This window comes from Pseudoxanthomonas sp. Root630 (assembly GCF_001427585.1).
Classification (GTDB): domain Bacteria; phylum Pseudomonadota; class Gammaproteobacteria; order Xanthomonadales; family Xanthomonadaceae; genus Pseudoxanthomonas_A.
The window spans coordinates 1-24,910 of record NZ_LMGY01000002.1 but is presented as its reverse complement, the minus strand read 5'-3'; the positions used below and the strand labels follow the sequence as shown (position 1 = coordinate 24,910).

22 protein-coding genes are annotated in these 24,910 nt (G+C 68.3%); 10 read left to right on the top strand and 12 right to left on the bottom strand.

The window, feature by feature from the left end; genetic code table 11:
• Window positions 1-31: 31 nt before the first annotated feature.
• Window positions 32-487 carry a (2Fe-2S)-binding protein gene (locus ASD72_RS03070; protein WP_056878518.1) on the bottom strand — a complete coding sequence of 152 codons (456 nt, stop codon included), beginning with the start codon at window positions 485-487 and terminating at the stop codon, window positions 32-34.
• A 169-nt stretch (window positions 488-656) separates the two neighbouring features.
• On the opposite strand from ASD72_RS03070, the gene ASD72_RS21375 reads away from it, so the two are divergent.
• Both ASD72_RS21375 and ASD72_RS21370 read left to right on the top strand, forming a co-directional pair.
• Window positions 657-1,616, top strand: coding sequence for an XdhC/CoxI family protein (locus ASD72_RS21375; RefSeq protein WP_056878517.1), 960 nt, complete (start codon window positions 657-659; stop codon window positions 1,614-1,616).
• Entirely contained in the window at window positions 1,613-2,218 is a 606-nt protein-coding gene (locus ASD72_RS21370) for a nucleotidyltransferase family protein (protein ID WP_235577921.1), read from the top strand. The genes ASD72_RS21375 and ASD72_RS21370 overlap by 4 nt, the downstream gene beginning before the upstream one ends.
• A gap of 39 nt (window positions 2,219-2,257) precedes the next feature.
• On the opposite strand, the gene ASD72_RS03055 is transcribed toward ASD72_RS21370, so the two are convergent.
• The 4 genes from ASD72_RS03055 to ASD72_RS03040 form a co-directional block, all read right to left on the bottom strand.
• Complete coding sequence (locus tag ASD72_RS03055; protein WP_235577920.1) at window positions 2,258-3,802, bottom strand: ABC transporter permease; 1,545 nt, start codon at window positions 3,800-3,802, stop codon at window positions 2,258-2,260.
• Between the two features lie 13 nt (window positions 3,803-3,815).
• Entirely contained in the window at window positions 3,816-4,976 is a 1,161-nt protein-coding gene (locus ASD72_RS03050; protein ID WP_056878515.1) for an FtsX-like permease family protein, read from the bottom strand.
• 13 nt (window positions 4,977-4,989) lie between these two features.
• On the bottom strand, window positions 4,990-5,682 hold the full coding sequence (locus tag ASD72_RS03045; RefSeq protein WP_056878514.1) for an ABC transporter ATP-binding protein: 693 nt from the start codon (window positions 5,680-5,682) through the stop codon (window positions 4,990-4,992).
• Window positions 5,683-5,880: 198 nt separating this feature from the next.
• Window positions 5,881-7,122 (bottom strand): efflux RND transporter periplasmic adaptor subunit, encoded by a 1,242-nt coding sequence (locus ASD72_RS03040; RefSeq protein WP_056878513.1) that lies wholly within the window; start codon window positions 7,120-7,122, stop codon window positions 5,881-5,883.
• Window positions 7,123-7,367: 245 nt separating this feature from the next.
• Between ASD72_RS03040 and ASD72_RS03035 the strand changes: the two genes are divergently transcribed.
• From ASD72_RS03035 to ASD72_RS03015, 5 genes are all read left to right on the top strand, one after another.
• Window positions 7,368-8,300 carry an ABC transporter ATP-binding protein gene (locus ASD72_RS03035; RefSeq protein WP_155944435.1) on the top strand — a complete coding sequence of 311 codons (933 nt, stop codon included), beginning with the start codon at window positions 7,368-7,370 and terminating at the stop codon, window positions 8,298-8,300.
• Complete coding sequence (locus ASD72_RS03030) at window positions 8,300-9,058, top strand: ABC transporter permease (RefSeq protein ID WP_056878512.1); 759 nt, start codon at window positions 8,300-8,302, stop codon at window positions 9,056-9,058. Before ASD72_RS03035 ends, ASD72_RS03030 begins: the two co-directional genes overlap by 1 nt.
• Before the next feature lie 28 nt (window positions 9,059-9,086).
• Window positions 9,087-10,277, top strand: a complete 1,191-nt coding sequence (locus ASD72_RS03025; protein WP_056878511.1) for a sensor histidine kinase — start codon at window positions 9,087-9,089, stop codon at window positions 10,275-10,277.
• 203 nt (window positions 10,278-10,480) lie between these two features.
• Window positions 10,481-11,083 carry a response regulator transcription factor gene (locus ASD72_RS03020; protein ID WP_056878510.1) on the top strand — a complete coding sequence of 201 codons (603 nt, stop codon included), beginning with the start codon at window positions 10,481-10,483 and terminating at the stop codon, window positions 11,081-11,083.
• A gap of 102 nt (window positions 11,084-11,185) precedes the next feature.
• Complete coding sequence (locus ASD72_RS03015; protein WP_056878509.1) at window positions 11,186-12,901, top strand: diguanylate cyclase; 1,716 nt, start codon at window positions 11,186-11,188, stop codon at window positions 12,899-12,901.
• Here the strand turns inward: ASD72_RS03015 and ASD72_RS03010 are convergent.
• From ASD72_RS03010 to ASD72_RS02980, 7 genes are all read right to left on the bottom strand, one after another.
• Window positions 12,883-14,259 (bottom strand): leucyl aminopeptidase family protein, encoded by a 1,377-nt coding sequence (locus tag ASD72_RS03010; RefSeq protein WP_056878508.1) that lies wholly within the window; start codon window positions 14,257-14,259, stop codon window positions 12,883-12,885. The genes ASD72_RS03015 and ASD72_RS03010 overlap by 19 nt on opposite strands.
• The gene (locus ASD72_RS03005; RefSeq protein ID WP_056878507.1) at window positions 14,256-14,996 is read right to left on the bottom strand and encodes an HAD-IA family hydrolase; all 741 of its coding nucleotides are present in this window, start codon (window positions 14,994-14,996) and stop codon (window positions 14,256-14,258) included. Before ASD72_RS03005 ends, ASD72_RS03010 begins: the two co-directional genes overlap by 4 nt.
• A gap of 1,066 nt (window positions 14,997-16,062) precedes the next feature.
• Window positions 16,063-17,160, bottom strand: a complete 1,098-nt coding sequence (locus ASD72_RS03000) for an AI-2E family transporter (RefSeq protein WP_056878506.1) — start codon at window positions 17,158-17,160, stop codon at window positions 16,063-16,065.
• 140 nt (window positions 17,161-17,300) lie between these two features.
• Window positions 17,301-17,720: a hypothetical protein gene (locus tag ASD72_RS02995; RefSeq protein ID WP_056878505.1), complete on the bottom strand. Its 420-nt coding sequence runs from the start codon at window positions 17,718-17,720 to the stop codon at window positions 17,301-17,303.
• Entirely contained in the window at window positions 17,720-18,211 is a 492-nt protein-coding gene (locus ASD72_RS02990) for a hypothetical protein (protein WP_056878504.1), read from the bottom strand. Before ASD72_RS02990 ends, ASD72_RS02995 begins: the two co-directional genes overlap by 1 nt.
• Window positions 18,212-18,220: 9 nt before the next feature.
• The gene (locus ASD72_RS02985) at window positions 18,221-18,583 is read right to left on the bottom strand and encodes a hypothetical protein (protein WP_056878612.1); all 363 of its coding nucleotides are present in this window, start codon (window positions 18,581-18,583) and stop codon (window positions 18,221-18,223) included.
• 88 nt (window positions 18,584-18,671) lie between these two features.
• A complete protein-coding gene (locus ASD72_RS02980; RefSeq protein ID WP_056878611.1) occupies window positions 18,672-20,135 on the bottom strand; it encodes a Do family serine endopeptidase in 1,464 nt (487 codons plus the stop codon).
• 557 nt (window positions 20,136-20,692) lie between these two features.
• On the opposite strand from ASD72_RS02980, the gene ASD72_RS02975 reads away from it, so the two are divergent.
• The 3 genes from ASD72_RS02975 to ASD72_RS02965 all read left to right on the top strand — a co-directional run bounded on the left by ASD72_RS02975 (window position 20,693) and on the right by ASD72_RS02965 (window position 24,646).
• The gene (locus ASD72_RS02975) at window positions 20,693-22,843 is read left to right on the top strand and encodes an adenosylcobalamin-dependent ribonucleoside-diphosphate reductase (RefSeq protein WP_056878503.1); all 2,151 of its coding nucleotides are present in this window, start codon (window positions 20,693-20,695) and stop codon (window positions 22,841-22,843) included.
• Between the two features lie 266 nt (window positions 22,844-23,109).
• On the top strand, window positions 23,110-23,685 hold the full coding sequence (locus ASD72_RS21175) for a hypothetical protein (protein ID WP_056878610.1): 576 nt from the start codon (window positions 23,110-23,112) through the stop codon (window positions 23,683-23,685).
• A gap of 124 nt (window positions 23,686-23,809) precedes the next feature.
• Complete coding sequence (locus tag ASD72_RS02965) at window positions 23,810-24,646, top strand: NrdJb (protein WP_056878502.1); 837 nt, start codon at window positions 23,810-23,812, stop codon at window positions 24,644-24,646.
• Window positions 24,647-24,910 lie beyond the last annotated feature (264 nt).

The window sequence follows — 24,910 nt, the reverse complement described above, 5'->3', positions numbered from 1 at the left end:
GGAAGGCGGCGACCTGCGTCGCCGCACCGGATCACGCCTTGCCGATGTCGGCGGCGCGATGCACGGCGGCGCGGATGCGCTGGTACGTACCGCAGCGGCACAGGTTGCCGGACAGCGCCTGGTCGATGTCGGTGTCGGTCGGCGCAGGCACCTTCGCCAGCAACGCCGCGGCCGACATGATCTGGCCGGACTGGCAGTAACCGCACTGGACGACGTCCAGCTCCGCCCAGGCTTTCTGCACCGGATGCGAGCCGTCGGCCGAGAGGCCTTCGATGGTGGTGATCTTCTTGCCGGCGACGGCCGACGCGGGCGTGACGCAGGCGCGCAACGGTGCGCCGTCGACATGCACCGTGCAGGCACCGCATTGCGCGATGCCGCAGCCGAACTTGGTACCGGTCAGGCCCATCAGGTCGCGCAGGACCCAGAGCAGCGGCATGTCATCCGGCGCGTCGATTTCGCGCTCGGCCCCGTTGACGTTCAACTTCATGGCGTCTCCTGGCGGCGGCGTGGGACCGGACGACGATACTCCGCGCCCCCGTTGCATGCCAGTGAACGCGCGGGCCGATGCTTGCACGATCCTGCGGCATCGTTGCCTGATGCCCCGACCGGCGCGCCGGACGTTGCCTTCGCCCCGCGGCTTGCGCCATCGTGGTGCCATGACGGCCTTCCGCTCCCCGCTCGACGCCTCCGCGCATGCCAGCGACGCCGCCGACGGCCGCGTACTGGCCGTGGTGATGGCGACCGAAGGCTCCACCTATGTGCGGACGGGCGCGCTGGCCGTGTTCGGACCGGGCGATGCGCAATTGGGCTGGCTCAGCGGCGGTTGCCTGGAACCGGAGATCGCGCGCCGCGCACGGCACGTGGCCGAAGCGGGTGCGCTGGACGCGATGGAGATCGACACGCGCGACGACGAAGACCTGTTCGCCGGTTCCGCCGTCGGCTGCCGCGGCCGCCTGCGGCTCGCGTTGTTGCCATTGGACCGCATGCCCGGCTGGGCGCAGGTCGTGCGCGCATGGTGGAACGGGCAGGGTGCGTTGACGCTGCAGGTGTCGGCGGAAGGACAGGTGCGCGCCAGCGCGGGCGACACCACCTGCCACTGGGCGATGCAGCGCCTGGCGACGGAAGGTGTGGATGCGGCGGGTGCGGTGCGGATCGCGCCGCCGCCGCGCGTGGCGATCTTCGGCGCGGGACCGGAAACGCAGCGGCTGATCGACGCGCTGCGTCCGCTCGGGTGGCACGTCACCGTGGTCGAACGGCGGGCGCGCTGGATTCCCGATACCGATATCGCCGACGCGTGGTTGATGCAGGCGCCGGCCGATGCGTTGCAAAGCACGAAACCCGCGCCCGATGCCGCGTTGGTGATGCACCACCATTTCGAGCACGACCGCGAAGCGCTGGAGGCGCTGGCGCACACCGACATTCCCTTCATCGGCCTGCTCGGCCCGGTGCGGCGACGCGAGGATCTGCTGCGCGTGTTGCCGGCTTCGCTGCATGCCCCGTTGTTGTCCCGCCTGCGTTCGCCGGTGGGATTGAAGCTGGGGGGCGAAGGCCCCGAAGCCATCGCGCTGAGCATCGCCGCGCAGTTGCAGGCGTGGCATCACGGCGAGGCGTCGTGACGTCGGCGCTGGTCGCGGTGGTGCTGGCGGCAGGCGGCAGCACGCGGTTGGGCCGGCCGAAGCAATTGCTGACGCGCGACGGCGAGACGCTGGTGCATCGCGCGGCGCGGCTGGCGCTGGCCGCAGGCGCTTCGCGCGTGCTGGTGATCGTCGGTGCGCAGGCAGACGATGTCGTTGCCGCGGTGCGCGACTTGCCGGTGGAATACGTGGTCAACGCGCGATGGCGCGAGGGGTTGGCAGGAAGCGTGCGCGTCGCCGTGGATGCCCTCGCCCCACACGATCACGCGACGTTGCTCATGACCTGCGATCAGCCGGCGCTGGATGCCGCACATCTCTGGGCGCTGCGGGAGGCCTCCCGTCGAGCGACGTCGGGTTCCGCTGCGACACGTTTCGGCGACCGCGTGGGTGTGCCCGCTGTCGTGGCGCCGACGATGTTGCGTGCCGCATTGGCCGCGCAAGGAGATCGCGGCCTGCGCGATGCGCTGAATGCCGCCGGTGCCGATGTCATCGCGTGCGATGCACCGGATCTCGGAGTCGATATCGACACGCCGGAGGATCTCGCGGCGGCGGTGGCGCGGGGGTGGCTCGATCCGCTGGAATGAAGAGGGTGCCGGCAGGCGCCGGCACCCCTTCGACCGACGTCAGATCGCGCGCAGGGCCTGCGTGATCGGCAGGCGTGCCGCGCGCAGGGCCGGGAACAGCCCGCCGACCAGGCCGATGCCCAGCGCCCACTTCAGCCCGCTCCACAGCAGTTCCGGCGTGACCTTGAACTGGAACACCACCTGGCTGAAGTTGCTGCCCAGCGTGGCCACGCTGTAGCCGTTGAAGACCACCCAGGCGATCAACCCGCCCAGCAGGCCGCCGAGCAGCGCCAGCAACATCGTCTCCAGCATCACCGCCATCACCACCGGCACGCCGCGGAAACCGATCGCCCGCATCGTGGCGATCTCGCGGGCACGGCCGGCGACGGCGGCATACATCGTGTTCAACGCGCCGAACACGGCGCCGATGGCCATGATGGTGCCGATGATCATTCCAAGCCATTTGATCAGCCCGGTTAGCTGCGTCGATTGCTTGGTGTAGTAATCCCGCGTGGTCAGCACATCCAGTTTCAGGCGCGGGTCGTTCTCCATCGCCTGCTTGAACTGATCGAAGCCCGCCTTGCCTTCCGTGCGCACCGTGACCGACTGGTAGGCGCGACGGTCGTACGCCGACGACAGGGTGTCGATGTCGGTCCACAGCTCCGAGTCGTGCGCGTCGCCGGAGGCGAACACGCCGACCACCGTCCATTCCTGGTTGCCCAGTTTCAGCGTCTTGCCGACATCAAGGCCGCGGTACTGGCCCTTCGCACCCTGGCCGACCACGATCTCGCGCACGCCGACGTTGAACTTGCGGCCTTCGGTCAGTTTCACCTGCGGGCGGATAGACCAGGCGGCTTCGCTGACGCCGCGGAACTGCGCGTTGGCATCCTCGCCGGTGCTGGCCGTCGGCAGGTTGACGATCTGCGACAGCTCCGGCGACAGCAACGCGCGACCGTCCTTGCCCTTGGCCACGCCGGCCAGCGTGGAGATCAGCGGTACCTGATCGCGGCTGATGACGGAATTGGTCTCCGCCTGCGATCCGCCGCGCAGCACGATGGCGGTGTCTTCGCCGCCGGTCTGCTTGAGCGTGGCCGAAAAGCCTTCGCCCATCGCCAGCATCGCGACCAGTACGCCGACCACGCCGGCGATACCCACCACGATCACCGACGAGGCGCCCCAGCGCTGCGGCAGACTGGCAATGCCGATCTTCGCGATCTCGATTGCATTCTTTCCCTGTCGGGTAAGGAACAACCAGAGGGCGATCAGGCCCAATAGCGAGATCAGGGTGATGAGCGCAAATGTACTGGAATCAAAAAACAAGAAAACCAGTACTGAGATCAGTGTGAAGAATAACCAGGAAGAGGACACGTTCCGCAGCAGCGATGACAGGAAGCCATCCCCTTTTGTCCATTTCGAGAAAGCCTCCAATGCCCGGGGGGCCAGCAGCGTCAATGCTGCAAGAACTACGAGGAAGAACAGGGGGTAGGCCAGCATATGCGTGACCTTCCGGAACATTGCCAGTTCCGTTACGAACGGCGTGGCAGTTAAGAGGAGTGCGATCGTCCAGCGGATCGTGGTGAGGATCGTGCTAAGAATTGATTTCATGGGTTCTTTCTCCTTAGCGTCCAGCCAATGCATCGACGATTCTCAAGCGCATGGCGCGCATGGCAGGTAGGGCGCCTACCACCATTCCAATCAACAGCATCAGTGAAAGTCCAAGCGCCCAGGTTTGGCCCGGGATGTTGGGCAGCGCGATCGCGCCATTACTTGCTTGGCTCAATGTCGGAATGATCAAAGAGGCGATCGCCATGCCCAGCACGCCGCCCAGCACGATCAGCAGCACCGATTCCACCAGCACCAGCACCAGCACGGTGCCGTTGGTGAAACCCAGCGTCTTCAGGACCGCCAGTTCCGGGATGCGCTCGCGCACCGCCTGCGCCATGGTGTTGCCGGTCAGCAGCAGCAGGGTGAAGAACACCGCCGCCATGATCGCGGTGACGATCAGGCCGATGTCGGCGAACTGCTTCGCGAAGGACTGGTTGAAGGCTTGCTCGGTCTGGGTCTTGGTCTCGTGCGCGGAGTTGGCGGAGATCGCGTCGATCGCGTTGGCCACGCGGGTGGCATGGTTCACGTTGTCCAGCTTCACCATGTACCAGCCGATCTGGCCGTTGACGTACTGGTTGGCCTCATCGAAGTACTTCCAGTGGAACAGCAACTGGTTCTCTTCACCCTTGCGCTTGCTGTCGGACAGCTTGAACGTGCCGCGCAGCGTCAACGGCCAGGCATTGCTGCCGTCCTTCTGGGGGAAGATCGTCGCCTGCAGCGGGATGGTGTCGCCGATCTTCCAGCCGAAGCGCTTGGCCAGGTTCTCGCCGACGATGGCGCCGGTGCGGTCGGCTTCCCAGGCCTTGAGTTGCGCGGGGTCGATGATGTACTCCGGATACATGTCCATGTAGCCGGGGCCGACCGAGAAGTTGGGGAAGAAGTTCTTCGGGTCCTTGTAGATGCCGCCGAACCAGGCGGCGTAGGCGCTCTTCTTCACGCCGGGCGTCGCATCGATGCGGCCCAGCAGGCTGTACGGCAGCATCTGCGTGATCGACAGGCGCGACGCCACCACCAGGCGGTCCGCGCCGGCGACGCTGCCGCCGGAGTTGAACGCCACGCGCACCGAGTCGAGCAGGCCGAACAGCAGGAAGGCCGCGACCACCGACAACAGCGTCAACGACGTCCGCGTCTTGCTGCGGAACAGCGCCGACCAGATCAACGAGAAATATTTCATGTCCGTCTCCGGATCAGTGCGCGGCGGCTGGGGCGTCGACCAGTTCGCCCTTGTCCAAATGGATGGTGTGGGTGGCGTACTCGGCCGCCTTCGGGTCGTGCGTGACCATGATGATGGTCTTGCCGTGCTCGCGGTTGAGCATCTTCAACAGGTTGAGGATCTCTTCGGCCGAATGGCGGTCCAGGTCGCCGGTGGGCTCGTCGCAGATCAGGAAGGTCGGGTCGGAGACGATGGCGCGGGCGATGGCCACGCGCTGCTGCTGGCCACCGGACAGTTCGTTGGGGCGGTGCGATTTGCGGTCGGCCAGGCCGACCAGCTGCAGCGCGATTTCGGCGTTGCGCTTGCGCTGCGCGGCGCCGAGCTTGGTCAGCAGCAGCGGCAGTTCGACATTGCGTTGCGCGGTGAGCGTCGGCATCAGGTTGTAGAACTGGAACACGAAGCCGACATGCGAGCTGCGCCAGTGCGCGAGCTGCCCGTCGTTCATCCGGTCGATGCGCTGGCCCTCGATCTCGATCTCGCCGCCGGATGGCGTGTCCAGGCCGCCGATGAGGTTCAGCAGGGTGGTCTTGCCCGAGCCGGACGGGCCCATCAGCGCGACGAAGTCGCCGTGCGGGATGTCCAGGTCGATGCCGTGCAGCACCTGCACCTTCTCGGGGCCGCGCTGGTAGGTCTTGGTGACGTTGCGGATGGAAACCAGGGAAGACATCGGCAGGATCCTTGTTGGAGACGGGAAGGCGAACGGCGATGCTGCGGTTCAAACAGGGCGGATCCCGTCCTCGATGGACATGGCCCCCCCGTCAGGACGACGAAGGGCGTCGCCCGGAATCGACAGGCGCCGGTGGGGCGGCGCCGGGTGTTCGGTGGTTCGCCGCGGCGAGGCAATCCTCACGCGGCGTCTTGCGGCTTACTCGGTGTCTTCGGCCAGCACGACCTTGGCACCGTCCTTCAGTTCGGCCGGCGGGTCCAGCACGACAGTCTCGCCGGGGGCCAGACCGTCGGTGACGTGCACGTCGTCGCCCAGCTTGCCGGCGACCTTGAGCGTGCGTTGCTCCACGGTGTCCTCGTCGCCGACGACGAAGGCGACCTGGCTGGCGCCGCGTTCGACCACCGCGGCGCCCGGCGCGCGCACGCCCTTGGGCTGCTCCGCCTGCTGCGGCTTGGCCGCTTCCAGGAAGCTGACCCGCACGCCCATGTCCGGGACGATCCGCGCGTCCTTGGCGTTCAACGCCACGCGCACCTTCACCGTCGCCTTGCTGCGGTCGGCGGTGGGGATGATGGCGATCACCTCGCCGGGGATCTGCCAGTCGGGATAGGCGTTCAGCGTGGCCTGGATCGGCATCTTCGGTTGCACGCGGCCGATGAAGGACTCGTTGACCTCCACTTCCACTTCCAGCGATTCCATGTCGACGATGGTGCCGATGCCGGTGCGGGTGAAGCCGCCGGTGGCCAGCGGCGATACGATCTCGCCGGGCTGCGCCGCCTTGGCGATCACCACGCCGGCGAACGGCGCGCGGACGATGGTGTTGTCCACGCCGTTGTCGGAAATCGCCAGGCTGCGGCTGGCCACGGTGACGTTGCGCTGCGCGGCCTGCATCTGCGCACGCAGGGCGTCGCGCGTGGCGACGGCCTGGTCGTATTGCGAGCGGGCGACCAGTTGCTGCTGCACCAGCGAGGCGAGGCGTCGCGCATTGGCCTCGGCCTCGGTGAGCTGGGCCTGCACGTTCGCCACCTGCGAGCGCGCCGACTCGACCTGCGCCTGCGACAGCGCGCGGCTCGCGTCGGCGTCGACCGGGTCGAGCGTGGCCATGACCTGGCCAGCCTCGACCTTCATGCCTTCCTCGATCAGGACTTCGCGCACCTTGCCGGTGATCTTGGCCGACACCGTGGCCATGCGCCGCGCGACCACATAGCCGGAGGCGTCCAGCACGGACGAGGACGCGCTGCCGTTGCCCATCGCCACGGTCGGCGCGGTGCGCACTTCGATCGGCTTCTCGCGCCCGAAGAACGCCCAGCCCGCCGCGGCCAACGCCAGCAGCACCACGCCCACGCCCAGGGTGATCCACAGGCCACGACGCGACCGGGGTTCAGGCGGCGGCGCCTTGCGGTCGATGCGGAGTTCCTTCAGCAAGTCGGCAGACGTATTCATGCGTATCCAGACGGTGAATGCGGGGAAGTGTGACCAGCAAGGGTAACGGAAGCCTAGTTGCCGGAAGTCACTTCATGCGGGAACCGGCGGATCCGGGTGAAGCGGGGCCGGGACGGTGCGCATCATGGGCGTGGCGGGTGGCGTGGCCCAGTGACAACTGTCACCTGATTCGCCTGAGGGGCGCCACTGATCACGGGCGGGGCGGCGGCGCAGGCTGTGTCCATCTTCCGACAAGGCCCCCCGGCATGGACATGGCGACCCCTTCTTCCCACGCACTCGCCCGGCTGCGCGGCGTGCGCCACCAGTATGGCCGCACGCTGGCGCTCGATGGCCTGGACCTCGCGCTGCCCGCCGGCCAGGTGCTCGCGCTGCTGGGCCCCAATGGCGCGGGCAAGACCACGGCGATCGGCCTGCTGCTGGGCCTGCAGCGTCCGCAGGCCGGGCAGGCGGAACTGTTCGGCCTGCCGCCGCAGGACCTGGCCGCGCGCCGTCGCGTCGGGGTGATGCTGCAGACGGCGGCCGTGCCGGACACGCTGAAGGTGCGCGAGCTGATCGACCTGACGCGCAGCTACTACCCGCGGCCGCGCAGCGTCGCCGACTGCATGGCGCTCGCGGGGCTGGATGGCCTGATGGATCGCCGCTACGGCCAGCTGTCCGGCGGGCAGCAGCGGCGCGTGCAGTTTGCGCTGGCGGTCTGCGGCCGGCCCGAGCTGCTGTTCCTCGACGAACCCACCACCGGCCTGGACATCGATGCGCGGCAGACGCTGTGGAAGGCGATCCGCGAACTGAGCGCGCAAGGCTGCGCGGTGCTGCTGACCACGCACTACCTGGAAGAAGCCGAAGCGCTCGCCGACCGCGTCGTGGTGGTCAACCACGGACGCGTCGTCGCCGAAGGCACCGTGGCCCAGGTGCGCGCGCATGTCGCGCAGCGGCGCATCCGCTGCAGCACCATCCTGCCGGCGGCCCTGGTGCAAGGCTGGCCGGGCGTGCAACTCGCCCAGCACGACGGCGAGCGCCTGGACATCGTCGTCGACATCGCCGAGCCCATCGTCCGCCGCCTGCTGGCCGAAGATCCCGCGCTCACCGACCTGGAAGTGCAGCGCGCCGGCCTGGCCGACGCCTTCCTCGCGCTGACCCGCGATGCCACCGCCCCCGACCTGCACAAGGAAGCCGCCTGATGGACACCGCCGTCCCGCTGCCGTTCTCGTCCACGCGCGCCTACCTGCTGGAAGCGCGCTACGAATTCCTCCGCCTGCTGCGCACGCCCTCGTTCTCGCTGCCGTGCCTGCTGTTCCCACCGGTGTTCTATCTGCTGTTCGGCGTGCTGCTCGGCGGCAAGGGCGGGCCGATGGCGGCGCACTACATGCTGGCCGGTTACGGCGTGTTCGGCGTGATCGGCGTGGCCCTGTTCGGCTTCGGCGTGACCGTCGCGATGGATCGCGAACAGGGGCTGCTGACGCTCAAGCGCGCGCAGCCGATGCCGCCGGGTGCGTACCTCGTCGCGAAGATGGCGATGGCGCTGCTGTTCGCCGCCATCATCCTGCTGCTGCTCGCCGCGCTCGCGGCCGGCGTGGCGCACGTGCACTTGTCGGCCGCGCAGTGGGCCGCGTGGGCGGCGACCTGCCTGGTCGGCGTGCTGCCCTTCAGCGCGCTGGGCTTGTGGCTGGGTACGCTGGTCAGCGGACGCGGCGCACCGGCGCTGATCAACCTGGTCTACCTGCCGATGGCCTTCCTCTCGGGCCTGTGGGTACCGCTGACGATGCTGCCGAAGCTCTTGCAGACGTTGGCGCCCGCATGGCCGGCGTATCATCTGGCGCAGGTCGCGCAGCAGGCCGTCGGTGTCGGTGCCGGGCGTCCGCTGGGGCTGCACGTGGCCGTGCTGGCCGTCATCACCGCGGTGTTCTTCGTGCTGGCGCGCCGCCGCCTGGTGCAGTGAACCGGCACGCCGACGCAAGGAGTCGTCCATGAACCATCCGTTGCCGTCCCTGCTGGCCTGGCTGACCCGCCAGCGCGATCGCCTGGTGCCCGAAGCGCTCGGCCTGGGCTGGATGCCCATCTTCCTGCTGGGCTACCTGGTGTTCCTGTTCGTGCCGGTGCTGGTGCCGTCCAACGCCGACTGGGGCGATGGCGTGCGCTGGTACCTGTGGCCGACGCTGCTGTCGATCGCGGTGTTCCTGCCGATGTACTTCCTGGCCTACCGCGCCAGCGCGATGACGCGCGTGCTGTGCACGCTGGGCATCGCGGCGCTCGGCTATGGGCTGATGCCGTTCAACGCGTTCTCCAACACCTACGTCATCTATGCGGCGGCCTTCGTCGCGCTGCTGCCGGGCTCGATGTGGATCCGGCTGGAAGTCTTCGCGGTCCTGATCATCGCGTACTGCGGCATGGCGGCGTGGCTGGGCTTCCCGGTGTTCGTGCCGGTGGTGACCGCAATCGTGTCGGTGGCGGTGTTCACCGGCAACTACTTCCAGTCGGAGACCGTGCGCAAGCGCGCCGAACTGAAGCTCTCGCACGAGGAAGTGCGCCGGCTGGCCGCGCTGGCCGAACGCGAGCGCATCGGCCGCGACCTGCACGACCTGCTCGGCCACACGCTGTCGCTGGTGGCGCTGAAGTCCGATCTTGCGGGACGGTTGATCGACCGCGACCCGCAGGCCGCGCGCAACGAGATCAACGAAGTCAGCCGCGTTGCCCGCGATGCGCTGGCGCAGGTGCGGCGCGCGGTGACCGGCATCCGCGCGGCCGGGCTGGCGGCCGAACTCGCGTCCGCGCGCCTGCTGCTGGAATCGGACGGCGTCACCCTGCGCTACGAAGCGCAGGAAGTCGCGCTGCCCGCCGACCTGGAGACCGTGCTCGCGCTGAGCCTGCGCGAAGCGGTGACCAACATCCAGCGCCATGCGCGCGCCAGCCTCGCGGAAGTCGTGCTGTCGTCCACGCCCGATCACGTCACCCTGCGCGTCCGCGACAACGGCGTGGGCAGTGCGGGCGTGCCCGGCAACGGCCTGGCCGGCATGCGCGAGCGCGTAGAAGCGCGCGGCGGCCGCCTGCGCATCGATTCCACGCTGCGGCAGGGCACCTGCGTGGAGATCGTGCTGCCGTTGCCGTCGGCTGGCGAGGTACTGGCGGCCCCCGAGAAAACCCCTGTAGGAGCGACGTAAGTCGCGACCGCACGGCCGGAACATCCATCGACCTCGGCATCCCTTCTATGCGAGCCCCCGGCCCGCTGTTTTCTGTAGGCCCTCTAGGCATGCGGTCGCGACTTACCGGTGCAGACTTGCCTGCACCACTCCTACAACGAGCGGTGCACTTCCCCGCGACGATTTGCTAGCGTGTCGTCCGACTCTTCCTTCCCGGCCTTCCGATGATCCGCGTGCTGCTTGCCGAAGACCAGGCCATGGTGCGTGGCGCACTCACTGCGCTGCTGGGCATGGAAAGCGACATCGAGGTGGTCGGCAGCGCGGCCGATGGCGAGACCGCATGGCGCGAGCTGCAGCGGCTTTCGCCGGACCTGCTGGTCACCGATATCGAAATGCCCGGCCTGACCGGGCTGGAACTCGCGCAACGCATCCAGCGGCATGAGCTGCCGTGCAAGGTGGTCATCGTCACCACGTTCGCGCGCAGCGGGTTCCTGCGGCGCGCGCTGGAGGCCGGCGTGTCCGGCTATCTGTTGAAGGACGCGCCCGCGGAAGACCTCGCCGAGGCGCTGCGCAAGGTGCACCGTGGCGGCCGCGCGATCGATCCGCAGCTGGCGGTGGAAGCCTGGTCCGAGGCCGATCCGCTCAACGACCGCGAACGCCAGGTGCTGCGGCTGGCCGGCGAAGGCCAATCCGCTGGCGATATCGCCAAGCAGCTCAACCTCTCGCAAGGCACGGTGCGCAACTACCTGTCCGAAGCGATCGGCAAGCTCGGCGTAGCCAACCGCATCGAGGCCTATCGCCTGGCGCGTCAGCGCGGCTGGCTGTAGCGGCGCCAAGATGTGCCGTGGTTGGCAGTTCCGGTGTGCGCCGGGTTGTCCTTGCAGGCACGGCCCCCTAGGCTCCCCCTGACCCCCGCGCTCCGGACCGGCATGCCCCTGCGCCGCCCTCACGCCAACCGTATCGGCCTGCTTGTCGCCGCCGCGATTTTCGTGGTGATCGGCGTGGGCGTCGTGCTCGGCGCACAGCGCTTCATCGGCGACGCGAACCGGGTCTCGCACACCAACGAAGTCATCGCCCTGGTCGGTGCCATCGAAGCGCACCTGCGCGATGGCGAATCCGCCCAGCGCGGCTACCTGCTCACCGCCGATGTCGACTACCTCGCCGATTACCGGCGCAGCCGCGGCGAACTGCCCGAACGGCTCGTGCAATTGCAGCAGCTGGTCCGCGACAACCCCGACCAGAGCCGCCTGGCATTGGCGTGGAAGCTCGAGATCGAGCGTCGGCTCGGCCAGATGGACGCCACGCTGGGCAACTACGCCACCGGCGGCCTGCCGTCGGCGCAGCGTTCCATCGGCCAGGAAGTGCGGCGCACCTCCGGCGCGCTGCGCGCGCAGGCGCGGCAACTGGTGGCCAACGAGCGGCAGCTGCTCGTGCAACGTGCGGATTCCAGCCGCAACAGCGCCACCCTGCTGCGCGTGCTGGCGTTGCTCGGCATTCCACTGGGCCTGGCCATCATCGGCGTGGTGTACACGCTGCTGGTCGGCGAGATCCGCCGCCGCGCGCGCGCCGAAGACGCCGGCGACGAGGCGCGCGCACAACTGCTCGACAACATCGACGCGCTGGAGCGGCAGGGCGCCGACCTCAACGAATTGAGCCGCTACGGCGGCATGCTGCAGAGCTGCGTCAGCGTGGAAGAAGCCGTCGGCCTGGCCACGCAGTACTTCTCGCGCCTGCTGCCGGAAGCCGGCGGCACGCTGTACCGCGTGCGCGCCTCGCAGGACTACGCCGAGGAAGTCGCGCACTGGGGCGAGCACGCGCTCAATGGCCCGGCGATGTTCCCGCTGCAGGATTGCTGGGCGCTGCGCCGCGGCCAGCCGCATGTGCACCGCGCCCACCACGAGCTGCTGCCGTGCGCGCACGTGACCACGCCATCGCTCAACGCCACGCCGACCTACGTGTGCGTGCCGTTGATCGCGCAGGGCACCCAGCTCGGCCTGCTGTACCTGTCCGGCCACGACGACACCTTCCTCGTCCGCATGGACCTGGTGAAGACCGCCGCCGAACAACTGTCGATGGCGCTGTCCAGCCTGGAACTGCAATCGCGCCTGCGCGTGCAGTCCATCCGCGAACCGCTGACGGGCCTGTTCAACCGCCGTTACCTGGAAGAGTCGCTGGCGCGCGAGCTGGCGCGCTGCGAGCGCCGGCACATGCCGCTGGGCCTGATGATGCTGGACCTGGACCACTTCAAGGGCTTCAACGACGTGCACGGCCACGCCGGTGGCGACGCGCTGCTGGCCGAGTTCGGGCGCCTGCTGCAGGCGTTGTCGCGCGACGAGGACATCGCCTGCCGCTACGGTGGCGAGGAGTTCACCCTGATCCTGCCCGAAGCCGATCCGATCACCGTGCAGGCACGTGCCGAAGCGATCCGCGCGGGCGTGGAAGGCATGCGGGTGATGCACCTGGGGCAGGAGCTGCCGCACGTGACCGTGTCGATCGGGATTGCGATGTTCCCGCAGCACGGCGGGTTGGGCGAGACGCTGCTACGGCAGGCCGATGCCGCGCTGTACCGGGCCAAGCACGCCGGCCGCAACCGGGTGGAAACCGCGGCGAACGATGTCGCCGTGGTTCAGGCCGTGGCGCCGTAGCGCGCCTTCAGCATCGCGTAGGCGCTGCGCAGTGCGAGCGCTTCGCCGCCGGCCGGACGACCGGCGCGGTCGCTGTCGTTCCACGCATAGACGTCCAGGTGCGCCCACGGCAGGCCATCGGGCACGAAGCGCTCCAGGTACAGCGCCGCGGTGACGGCACCGGCCATCCGCGAGCCCGCGTTCGCGAGGTCGGCGATGCCGCTGGTGAGATAGCGCAGGTAGGGGCGCCACAGCGGCATCCGCCACACCGGGTCGCGCATGCGTTCGCCGGCGGCGATCCAGTCGTTGGCCACGCTGTCGTTGTTGGCGAACAGCGCCGGCAGGTCCGGGCCCAGTGCGATGCGTGCGGCGCCGGTCAGCGTGGCGAAGTCCAGCAGCAGTTCCGGCGACTGCTCGCCAGCATAGGTCAGCGCGTCGCAGAGGATCACGCGGCCTTCGGCATCGGTGTTGTCGATCTCCACGCTGACGCCCTTGCGGGTGGCGATCACCTCGCCGGGACGGAACGCGTTCGGGCCGATGCTGTTTTCCACCGCCGGCACCAGCAGGGTCAGCCGCACCGGCAGCTGGCGCGCCATCACCAGGCGGGCCAGCGCGATCGCGTGCGCGGCGCCGCCCATGTCCTTCTTCATATTGCGCATGCCGTCGGCCGGCTTGATGTCCAGGCCGCCGGTGTCGAAGCACACACCCTTGCCGACCACCGCGACGTGCGGCGCGGCGGCGTCGCCCCAGCGCAGTGCGATCAGGCGCGGCGCGCGGTGCGAGGCGCGGCCCACGGCGTGGATGGCGGGGAAGTTCTGGGTCAGCAGCGCGTCGCCGGCGATCACCTCGATCTCGGCCCCGTGGGTGGTAGCGAGCTCGCGCACCGCGGCTTCGAGATCGTCCGGGCCCATGTGCTCGGTGGGCGTGTTGACCAGGTCGCGCACCTGCAGGCTGGCGGCCAGCAGGTCGAGCGCTTCGGCATCGGCCTGCGGCAGCACCAGGCGCGCGGGCTTGCGCGCGGGCTGCTTGTAGCGGTCGAACTTGTAGCTGCCCAGGCCCCAGCCCAGTTGCAGCGCGGTGCGCGCGTCGGCCGGCAGGTCGGTGGCCAGCTGCCAGTCGCCGGCCGGCAGGCCGAACGGCGCATGCGCGTACGCATACGGGTCCAGCGCATCGCCGATGCCGATGACCGCCCCCGCGAGGCCGTCATCGCCCGGCAGCAGCACCAGCGAGCCCGCGCCGGCCGCGAAGCCCTGCGCGTCGATCCACGCGTTCACCGCGGGCGACTGCGTGGCGCGCCAGCCGGCCAGCTGCGTGCGGTCCAGCACGTGCAACGCGCGGGCGGTGGTGGAGGCGTCGGTATAGGCGAGGGCAGCGCTCATGCGGCAGCGTGTTCCGTGGCGAAAGAAGGATGCGCGTCCAGCCAGTCGGCCAGCGCGGTGAGGGTGGCGAATTCCAGGTCCGGGCGCAGCGTGGCATCGGTCCACACTTGCGGCCGGCCGTCGTGGTCTTCGGGCCGGTTGATCCAGCAGCTGCGCAAGCCCGCGCGCGCGGCGCCCAGCACGTCCATCTCGATGTGGTCGCCCACATGCAGTACTTCGGCCGGCGGTACGTCCAGCAAGCGGCAGGCGGCGTGGAAGATGCTGGCCTCGGGCTTGGCCGCGCCGTGTTCGCGCGAGTGGATCTGGTGGGCGAACAGGTGGCCCAGGCCGATCCGCTGCAGGTCGGCGTTGCCGTTGGTGACGGCGGCCACGGGCAGGCGGGCGGCGATGCGGTGCAGGGCGTCCAGGGCGTCCGGGTAGTACTCGACCTGGTTGCGGGCGGCGTAGAAGGTTTCGTACGCGGGTTCGAGCAGGGCCATGTCGGCGCCGCTCTCGCGCAGGGCGTGTTCGAGGGTCATCCGGCGGAGGATGCTGAGGTCGTGTTTGTGTTCGGGGTGGGCGGCGAACACGGCTTCGCGGACGGCGCGCATGCGTTCGACGGGGAACAGGGCGGCGGTGGCGGGGCTGTGTTCGTGCAGCCAGTCGTCGAGCACGCGTTCGATCCGGGCGCCGATGGGGGCGAACGGCCACAGGGTGTCGTCGAGGTCGAGGGTGATGGCGCGAACGGGAAAGCTCATCGGGGTGATTTTACACGGGGTCTTCGGGGGGCTTTCACCGGGGGCGGCTCAGGCCCCGCTCCCAGGCTTCAAGCCCCTCTCCCGCCGGGAGAGGGGTTGGGGTGAGGGGCAACGAAGCCGGTCCATTCCAAACGACCGGTGTGCCAGCAGCATGCGCCATGAGCGTGGTACGCACATGGGGGTGTGAGCGCATCGGGTTCATGGCCTTCGAGAGGCACGCGGGTGTTCATGCATGGCGCCGCTCGCCGCGGGGGCCCTACTTTTCTTTGCTTGTGCAAAGAAAAGTAGGCAAAAGAAACACGCCCCGGCGGTCCGCCCGCCGCATGCGGCGGGTGCGCAGTCCCGGCGGGAATTTTCGTAAGGGGCATCCCCGTATCAAGTACGGGGCAGGCTCTGCCCCATACGAAAACGGCGCACGTCCTGTGCGCCGCCCTGCGGGTTTGACCCGCCGTGACTGCCGGACCTCAGGGGCCCCGAGAGCCGACACGGACAGATCCGGCGTGCACGCCTTTGACGTGGCTCTTCAGGGTCCCCATGAGGCACGGCGAGTGGGCCGGGTAAAACCCGAAGGGCGCCGCCCTGGATGGGTGGCGTTTTCGTATGGCACATGGATGTGCCTTACGAAAATTCCCGGTCCGCTCGCGGACCCGGAGCGAAGCGCAGGGCGTGCCGCCTGGGGTGTGTTTCTTTGATTCTTTCTTTGCACAAGCAAAGAAAGAATGCCTCCGCGGCGAGCGGCACCATGCTTGAACCGACTGAACGCATCCAACGAGCGAACGTCGTGCGCTCAGAATCCATGAGCGCATCGCGCTCATGGTGCNCGGAGCGAAGCGCAGGGCGTGCCGCCTGGGGTGTGTTTCTTTGATTCTTTCTTTGCACAAGCAAAGAAAGAATGCCTCCGCGGCGAGCGGCACCATGCCAAGAAAATGAAAGTCCATCCCGCAAGGCCATCAAACCATAAGCTCCAGCGGACGTGGTGGCCGTCAAGGCAGCGCGAAGACACGGGCTTCGTTGGCTCTCTCCCCAACCCCTCTCCCGCCGGGAGAGGGGCTCAGGGATGCAGCGGTCACTCCAACAACCGCGCCCACCCCTCCATCCCTTCCACCCGCGCCAGCACCAACTTCACGCACACTAACAGCGGCACCGCCAGCAACAACCCGATGATTCCCCACAACCACCCGAACAACATCAGCGCCAGGATCAACACCAACGGCGACAACGCCATCCGCTTGCCCAGGATGATCGGCGTGACGATCTGCCCCTCGATCGTGTGCAGTACCAGATAGGCGACCGCCGGCAGCATCGACTGGAACGGCTCCTCGAAACTGATGAAGCCCACCAGCAGCATCGCCACGATCCCGATCAACGGCCCCACGTACGGCGCGAAGTTCAACAGCGCCGCCATCGTGCCCCACAGCAACGCCTCGGCCAGCGGCAGGCCCAGCAGGTACAGCACGCCGGCGAACACGAACCCCACCACCGTGTTGATCACGCTGATCGTCAGCACGTAGCGCGACACCTCGCGCTCGATGGAATGCAGGATGTCCACGGTGAACTTCTTCTGCTGCCGCCCCGGCAACAACGCGATCGCGTTGCGCTGCAGGTTCTCGCCATAGACCATGAAGAAGAACGTCAGCAGCACCACCGCCAACAGCGACGCCAGCACGCGCGGCGTGGCCAGCAGCTTGCGGTAGGGATCATCTGGCGCCGTCTGCACCACCTGCGGCGCCTTGCTGGTCTGCGTGCCGGCGGCGGCGCGGGCGAAGCTCTCGGCGGCCTTGTTGGCGTCCTGCACCGGCTTGGTCAGCTCGCGCAGCTTGGGTGCCAGCTGGCGCATCTCGCGCGGCGCCTGCTGCGCCCAGTCCATCGCCGACGGCAGCATCTTGTGCGCGAGCAGGCCCGTCACCGTCATGCCGCCGAGCAGCACCAGCAACGCGCCGACGAAACGCGGCACGTACATCCGCCGCAGCACCCGGATGATCGGGTTGCCGACCAGGGCGAAGAACATCGCCAGCAGCACCGGCAGCAGCACATCCTGCGCGGCCCACAACGTGTAGCCCACGGCCAGCGTCGCCAGCACCAGCAGCGGCACGGAAGCGCGCGGCCGGGACGGTGGCGGCGCGACGGGGGCGGGGGATGCGTCGGGTGGCGCAGGTGTGCTCATGGGCAGGAGGCCGCCTGATGGGATGCGCGATTGTGGGGGCAATCCTGTGGGAGCGACGTGAGTCGCGAAGAAGAATGCGGCGCCGCGGTGGCGGCATCGCGACTTACGTCGCTCCCACATCCCCAGACCAGAGGGAGCTTTCAGCGCTCGGACAACTCGGTCGCCGCTTCGGCCGGGCGGGGCGCGGTGACGACGATGTCGTCGTCCTCGAACGCTTCGTCGACCAGCGGCTCTTCGGCCTCGGCCTGGTCCTGCACGTCCTGCGCGGTGTCGGCGGCCTGCTCGGCCTGTTCGGCGGCGGCCGCGGCCTGGGCGGTGGCCAGCAGGCTGGAAACCGCGCTGAACATCTGCATCCAGCGCGCGCCGGTCAGCGTGCGCAGCGGTTCGGCGCGGCCCACCAGGAAGCCGCTGACCACGCCGGCGATCAGGATGCGCCCCGGCGTCCAGCCCTCGCGCCAGGCTTGCTTCAGCGTGGTCCACTGGGTCTGCGTATGCGTCGCGCGCAGCTCCACCCGCTGTTCCGCGCGCTGCACGTGCTGCAGGAGTTTCTCGAAGCGCATCAGGCGCCCCCGTGGTCCGACGCGCGCGGGTCGTGCGCGGTGCCGGCGGCGGGCGGGTCGTCGTCGATCGCCGCGTCCTCGTCGAACAGGCCCAGCTTCGACAGCTGTCGGCGCGTGGCGTGCATGCCGGTGTAGTCGAAGTAGCGCCCCACCTTCCACACCGCGAACGCGGTGACGGCCAGGCTCAGGAATGCCGCCAGCGACAGCGACTGCAGCCACGAAAAACCGAAACGCTGCATCAGCGCGATCAGCGCGCCGGTCACCAGCAGCCAGGCCGATGCGCCGAACACGATCGCCACGCCGGCCCACGCCAGCGCGCGGCCGAAGGCGCTGCGCGCCAGCGCGAAGTCGGCCGACACCAGTCCGCGCAGCGCGCGACCGGTGTCCTTCGCCGAGCCGTACGCCGCACGGCCCGCCGCACCGACCTCCTTCAGGGTGTCGGCGAGGTCGGGCGGTGCGGGGGCGTCGGTGTCGCGGGGCGCGTCGGACACGCGGCGGGCTTACTTGTCGCCGCCGCTGCGCGCGAGCTTGGCGATGATCCAGCCAGCGGCGAAGGCCACGCCGAACGAGGCCAGCGGACGTTCGCGGATCAGGTCGGCGGCACTGTCGATCAGGTCGCGGCCCTTGTCCATCAGCGCGTCCACCTGCTCGCGCGCGGCGCCACCACCGGCCTCGGCCGCGGCGATGCCGGACAGCGCGCTGTCGGCCAGTTCGGATTTGACGTTCGCCTTGCCCAGGCGCAGCTCGTCGCCCGCGGCGCTGGCGGCGCCCTTGATCGCTTCGCCAGCGGCGGCCGCCGCGGAGGCGAGGTGCGAACCGGCTTCGCCCAGGTTGGACTTCAGCGCATCGGTATTCGTCGGCATGGTCATCAGGTGCTCCTGCGGGCGGGGGATGGGGGCCACTCTAATGCACGGCGGTGAACGGGCTGTTATCCCGTCCACCGCGCACGCTTCACTGCATCAGCACGCGCCCGGTGCCGCGTCCGCGCAGGATCTGCAGCACCAGCTGCGGCGGCGAGCGCTCGAAGGTCGCGCGGAAGCCGGGCAGGTCGCCGAATTCGCCGCTGCTGCTGGCCACGATCACGTCGCCCGGACGCAGGCCGCTCTTCCATGCGCGGCTGTCGCGCGTCACGTTGCTGACCTGCACGCCGCCATTGGCGCCCTGGCTGCGCAGCACCTGCCGCGCGGATTCGTCCAGTTCCTTCAGCGTGGCGCCGGTCAGGCGCGCGTCGATCGTCGCGCCGTCGGCCGAACGCGCGCCTTCCTTCAGCGCCACGTTGAGCTGCACCGGCTTGCCGTCGCGGCGCACGTCCAGCGCCACGCGCGTGCCGACCGGTTGCAGGCCTTCGAAGTTGTGCAGGGCCGCGCGGTTGTCGATGCGCTGGCCGTTGGCGGCGGTCACCACGTCGCCGGGCTGCAGGCCGGCGGTGGCCGCGGCCGAGCCGGGGTAGACGCGCGTGACCAGCGCCCCGCGCGGCGCGTCCAGGCCCAGGCCGCGCGCGGTGCGCTCGTCCACGTCCTGCGATTCCACCCCGAAGGTGCCGCGCTTGACCACGCCGCCGTTGGCGATCAGCTGCTCCATGATCCCGCGCGCCATGTTGATCGGGATCGCGAAGCCCAGGCCGATGTTGCCGGCCATGCTGCCGCGCGGGTTGAAGCTGGCGGTGTTGATGCCCACCAGCCGGCCCTGCAGGTCGACCAGCGCGCCGCCGGAGTTGCCCGGATTGATCGAGGCGTCGGTCTGGATGAAGTTCTGGTAGCCCGCCACCGGAATGCCGCTACGGCCCACCGCCGAGACGATGCCCGAGGTGACCGTCTGGCCCAGCCCGTACGGGTTGCCCATCGCCACCACGAAGTCGCCCACCTGCAGCTGGTCGCTGTTGGCCATCTGCACCGCAGTCAGGCCCTGGGTGGGGATGCGGATCAGCGCGATATCGGTGTCCGGGTCCGAGCCGATGAACTCGGCTTCCACCTGGCGCCCGTCGCTGAGGGTGACCGACACGCCGTCGGCGTTCTCCACCACGTGGTGGTTGGTCAGCACGTAGCCGCGTGCGGCATCGACGATCACGCCCGAGCCCAGCGCGCGCTCCACCCGCTCGCGCGGCATGTCGGGAATGCCGAACAGCCGGCGGAACACCGGGTCGTCGCCGAACGGCCCCAGCGGGCTGGCCACCCGCACGGTCTGGCGGCTGTACACGCTGACCACCGCCGGGGTGACCCGCTTGAGCATCGGCGCCAGCGAGGGCAGCACCTGGCCATCGACGGCGGTGGGCAGGGCGGCCGCCGCCGGGACCGCGGCGGCCGCGCTGGGCGCGGCCTCGGCCGGTTGCTGCAGCAGCTCGTTGAGGCCGGTGGCGGCGAACCCGCCGAACGCGGCGGCGGCGGTCAGGGCCAGCAGGGTGGGGAATGGGCGCATCGCGTTCTTCATGGTCGGTCGGCGGGTCGTCGCATCAGGAAGGGGGTGGGCCGGGCCGGGAGCGGCCGGCGGCGAACCTGAATGAGTCTGCTGAGGGACCCCTAAACCGGCAATGAAGTTCAGGCCGGCGCGGCCGCCGGGCGGGCGTCATGACGTGATGACGGACGGTGCCTTGGCGTCACCGGAATGTCATGTCAATCCGGTTGACAGGGGGCACCCCCGGGCGTAGTTTGCATCCCTCGTGCGGACACAATATGTTGCGGTCCAGCACGTGGCGGACCCAAGCGATGGTGTTTTCAGGCGGTTTTGCTTGGGAATTCGGGCGCCTTTGGGGATTGGCGCATGAGGGCGAGGGAAGCAGTGGGCGACACGGCGATTTCATGGTCGATGGCACGGCCCACTTCCACAATCCGGCAACCCGGGCGGCGCATCCTGAGCGACTGCCTGCGGCGCCGTCCCCGTCGTCCGGGTCCGCGTTGAGATACAGGGGGTGGGCCCGGCGCCCACCCGGCACAGCCATTACGGGTTCCAGTCGTTTTTAGGAGAACAACAAAACCATGAGTACGGTGCGCCTCGAGGCGATCAAGACGGAACAGCCCACCCTGATCCCCATGCAACCGGCGTCCCAGGACATCTGGGACAAGAAGTACCGGTTGAAGACCAAGCAGGGCGAGGCCCTCGACGCCGACATCGACGGCACCTACCAGCGCGTGGCCCGCGCCCTGGCCGACGCCGAAGCGACCCCGGAGAAGCGTGCCTACTGGTACGAGCGCTTCGTGTGGGCGCTGCGCCGCGGTGCCATCCCGGCCGGCCGCATCACCTCCAACGCCGGCGCCCAGCAGCACAAGCCGGCCACCAGCACGATCAACTGCACCGTGTCCGGCACCATCGAAGACTCGATGGACGGCATCCTGGAAAAGGTCCACGAAGCGGGCCTCACCCTGAAGGCCGGCTGCGGCATCGGCTATGAATTCAGCACGCTGCGCCCCCGCGGCGCCTTCGTCGCCGGCGCCGGTGCGTACACCTCCGGCCCGATGTCCTTCATGGATATCTACGACAAGATGTGCTTCACCGTCTCCAGCGCCGGCGGCCGCCGCGGCGCGCAGATGGGCACGTTCGAGATCTCGCACCCGGACGTGAAGGACTTCATCCGCGCCAAGCGCGAAGACGGCCGCCTGCGCCAGTTCAACCTCTCGCTGCTGATCACCGACGGCTTCATGGACGCCGTGGACACCGACGCCGACTGGCCGTTGGTGTTCCCGGTGAACATCAAGGAGAAGGGCGACATCGACGTCGAGGACGCCGCCCAGGTCGTCTGGCGCGAGTGGCCCACCCACAAGAACTACATCGTCCGCGACGACGGCCTGGTGGCCTGCAAGATCTACGGCCACATCCGCGCCCGCCACCTGTGGGACATGATCATGGTCTCGACGTACGACTACGCCGAGCCGGGCTTCATCCTGATCGACCGCGTCAACGAGATGAACAACAACTGGTGGTGCGAGACCATCCGCGCGACCAACCCGTGCGGCGAGCAGCCGCTGCCGCCCTACGGCGCCTGCCTGCTGGGCTCGGTCAACCTGACCACCTTCGTGCGCGACCCCTTCACCGACCAGGCGCGTTTCGACTGGGAGGAATACAAGGAAGTCGTGCGCGTGTTCACCCGCATGCTCGACAACGTGGTCGAAGTGAACGGCCTGCCGCTGGAACAGCAGCGCGCCGAGATCCTGCGCAAGCGTCGCCACGGCATGGGCTTCCTGGGCCTGGGCAGCACGCTGACCATGCTCAAGCACAAGTACGGCAGCGCCGAATCCTGCGAGTTCACCGAAGCCATCGCCCGCGAGATGGCCGTGGCCGGCTGGGAAATGGGCCTGGCCCTGGCGAAGGAAAAGGGCGCTGCCCCGATCATGGACGAGCTGTTCACCGTCACCGCCGCCATGCTGCGCCAGCGCCCGGAAATGGCGAAGGACGGCTGGAAGGCCGGCCAGGAAATCCCCGGCAAGGTGCTGCACGCCAAGTACAGCCGCTACATGCAGCGCGTGGCCGAAGTGGCCCCGGACCTGGTGGACGAGCTGGCCGAGATCGGCAGCCGCTTCACCCACCACAGCTCCATCGCGCCCACCGGCACCATCAGCCTGTCGCTGGCCAACAACGCCTCCAACGGCATCGAGCCCTCCTTCGCGCACCACTACAGCCGCAACGTGATCCGCGAAGGCAAGAAGTCGAAGGAGAAGGTGGACGTCTATTCCTACGAGCTGCTGGCCTACCGCGAGCTGGTCAACGCCAAGGCCATGCCGTTCTCGGACGACGCCGACGCCAAGCTGCCGGAGTACTTCATCGCCGCCGACGACATCAGCCCGAAGGAACACGTCGACGTGCAGGCCGCCGCGCAGAAGTGGGTGGACAGCTCCATCTCCAAGACCGCCAACGTGCCCACGGACTACCCGTACGAGCAGTTCAAGGACATCTACCGCTACGCCCACCAGCAGGGCCTGAAGGGCTGCACCACGTTCCGCTTCAACCCGGCCGCCTTCCAGGGCGTGCTGGTGAAGGAAGCCGACCTGGAGAACACCACCTACCGCTTCGAGCTGGAAGACGGCAACGTCATCGAGGTGAAGGGCAACGAGCAGATCGAGTACGACGGCGAGATGCACACCGCCGCCAACCTGTTCGATGCGTTGAAGGAAGGCTATTACGGCAAGTTCTGAGGCATCCCCTCAGCGCGAGCTTGAGCGTTACCCCTCTCCCCTCGCGGGAGAGGGTGCCCCGAAGGGGCGGGAGAGGGGGGGGCGAGCGCAGCGAGTTGCGTTTGCTCCCAGCGAAAAGCATCCCCTCATCCGGCCTTCGGCCACCTTCTCCCCGCTTGCGGGGAGAAGGGAAAAGCAACAAGCGATTCATGAGCTTCACCGTTCCACCCCGCGCCATCGGGTATAGCATCGGCAGCGTCAACCAACCTCGCCCACAGGAGGGCAACATGAGCAACGGTAATGGTGTCACCGCGACGCTTTCCGGCGCCGCCGAGAGCGTGAAGGACAAGGCCGTGGAAATCGGCGAGGCCGTCGCCGCCACCGCCAGCCAGACGGTCGCCAAGGCGAAGAAAGCCGCCAAGAAGGCCAAGAAGACCGTGACCGCCGACATCGCCAAGGCGAAGAAGGCCGTGGCCAAGCGCACCGACAAGGCCGCCAAGGCGGTGAAGAAGACCGTCGCCAAGGCGAAGAAGAAGCTGGCCGCCGCCAGCACCGCCGCCAAGGCCGAAGCCGCCAGCCTGCAGAAGAAGGTCGCCGGCAAGAAGCCCGCCAAGAAGACGGCGAAGAAGGCAGCGAAGAAGGCCACCAAGAAGACGGCCGCCAAGAAGGCGGTGAAGAAGGTCGCCAAGAAGGCCGCCGCCAAGAAGGCGCCGGCGAAGAAGGCCGCCAAGAAAGCCGTGAAGAAGGTCGCCCGCAAGGCGCCCGTGAAGAAGGCGGCGAAGAAAGCCGCCCCGAAGAAAGCGGCCAAGAAGGCCGTGAAGAAAGCCCCGAGGAAAGCCGCGAAAAAAGCGGCCCGTAAGTAAGACCTGATGCTTCACCCCACCTCCCCCGGTTTCGGGGGAGGGTTGGGGCGGGAGCCGGCCCGGAAGGCCATCGCCCCGCCCGTCGTCGTCACCATCAACAAGACAAGAACAGGATTCCCCCGTCATGGCCGTCAAGATCGACAAGAAAATCAAGGGCTACAGCGTGCTCACCCCGGAAGACAAGGCGCGCGAAGCCGCAGCGCCGGTCGCCACCGCGTCGGTGCCGCGCGAGACGGTGGAAAAGGAAACCCCGCAGGACAACATCATCCAGATGCACGAGCGCATCGAGCGCCCGGAAGTCCTGATCGGCAGCACCTACAAGATCAAGTCGCCGCTGGTGGAGCACGCCATGTACGTGACCATCAACGACATCGTGCTCAACGCCGGCACGGAGCACGAGCTGCGCCGTCCGTTCGAGATCTTCGTCAACAGCAAGTCCATGGAGCACTTCCAGTGGATCGTCGCGCTGACGCGCATCATGTCGGCCGTGTTCCGCAAGGGCGGCGACGTGACGTTCCTGGTGGACGAGATGAAGGCCGTGTTCGATCCGCGCGGTGGCTACTTCAAGGCCGGTGGCGTGTACATGCCGTCGCTGGTGGCCGAGCTGGGCGCCATCGTCGAAGAGCACATGAAGTCGATCGGCCTGATCCACGACCCGGAAATGAGCGCCCACCAGCGCGCCATCCTGGCCGAGAAGCGCAAGCAGTACGAAGACCGCGCAAAAAAAAACTTTGACGTAAGCCTGTCTCCTTCTCCCGCCCCTGCGGGAGAAGGTGCCCGAAGGGCGGATGAGGGCGCTTCTGTCGTCATGCCCGGCTCTTCGGAAGACATCGCCGTCACCGGCGATGGCGCCAGCTTCCCGCCCTCTGCCACCCTCTGCCACAAGTGCAGCACCAAGGCCCTCGTCATCATGGACGGGTGCGCGACGTGCTTGAACTGTGGGTATTCGAAGTGCGGGTAATCAAGCCGAAAACGCCTTCGGTTAGAGCGGCAGGCGCGCGCCGCATGAACATTTGGAGTGTTAGCAATGCTGGATGAGCAGATCAGTTCGAAACGACGTGAGATCAAGACGGATGGCTATCCCATGTCTGTCGGTGAATGGGTGAGCATGTACGAAAGCTTGGTTCGCCCCCGCTTTCGTAGACGGTTAGGGGCTTTGTTTTGAGTTAACCGCCTCAAACATCATTGGCGCAAGGCCTCCCAGATGTCCATGGCGGCGCTGTCG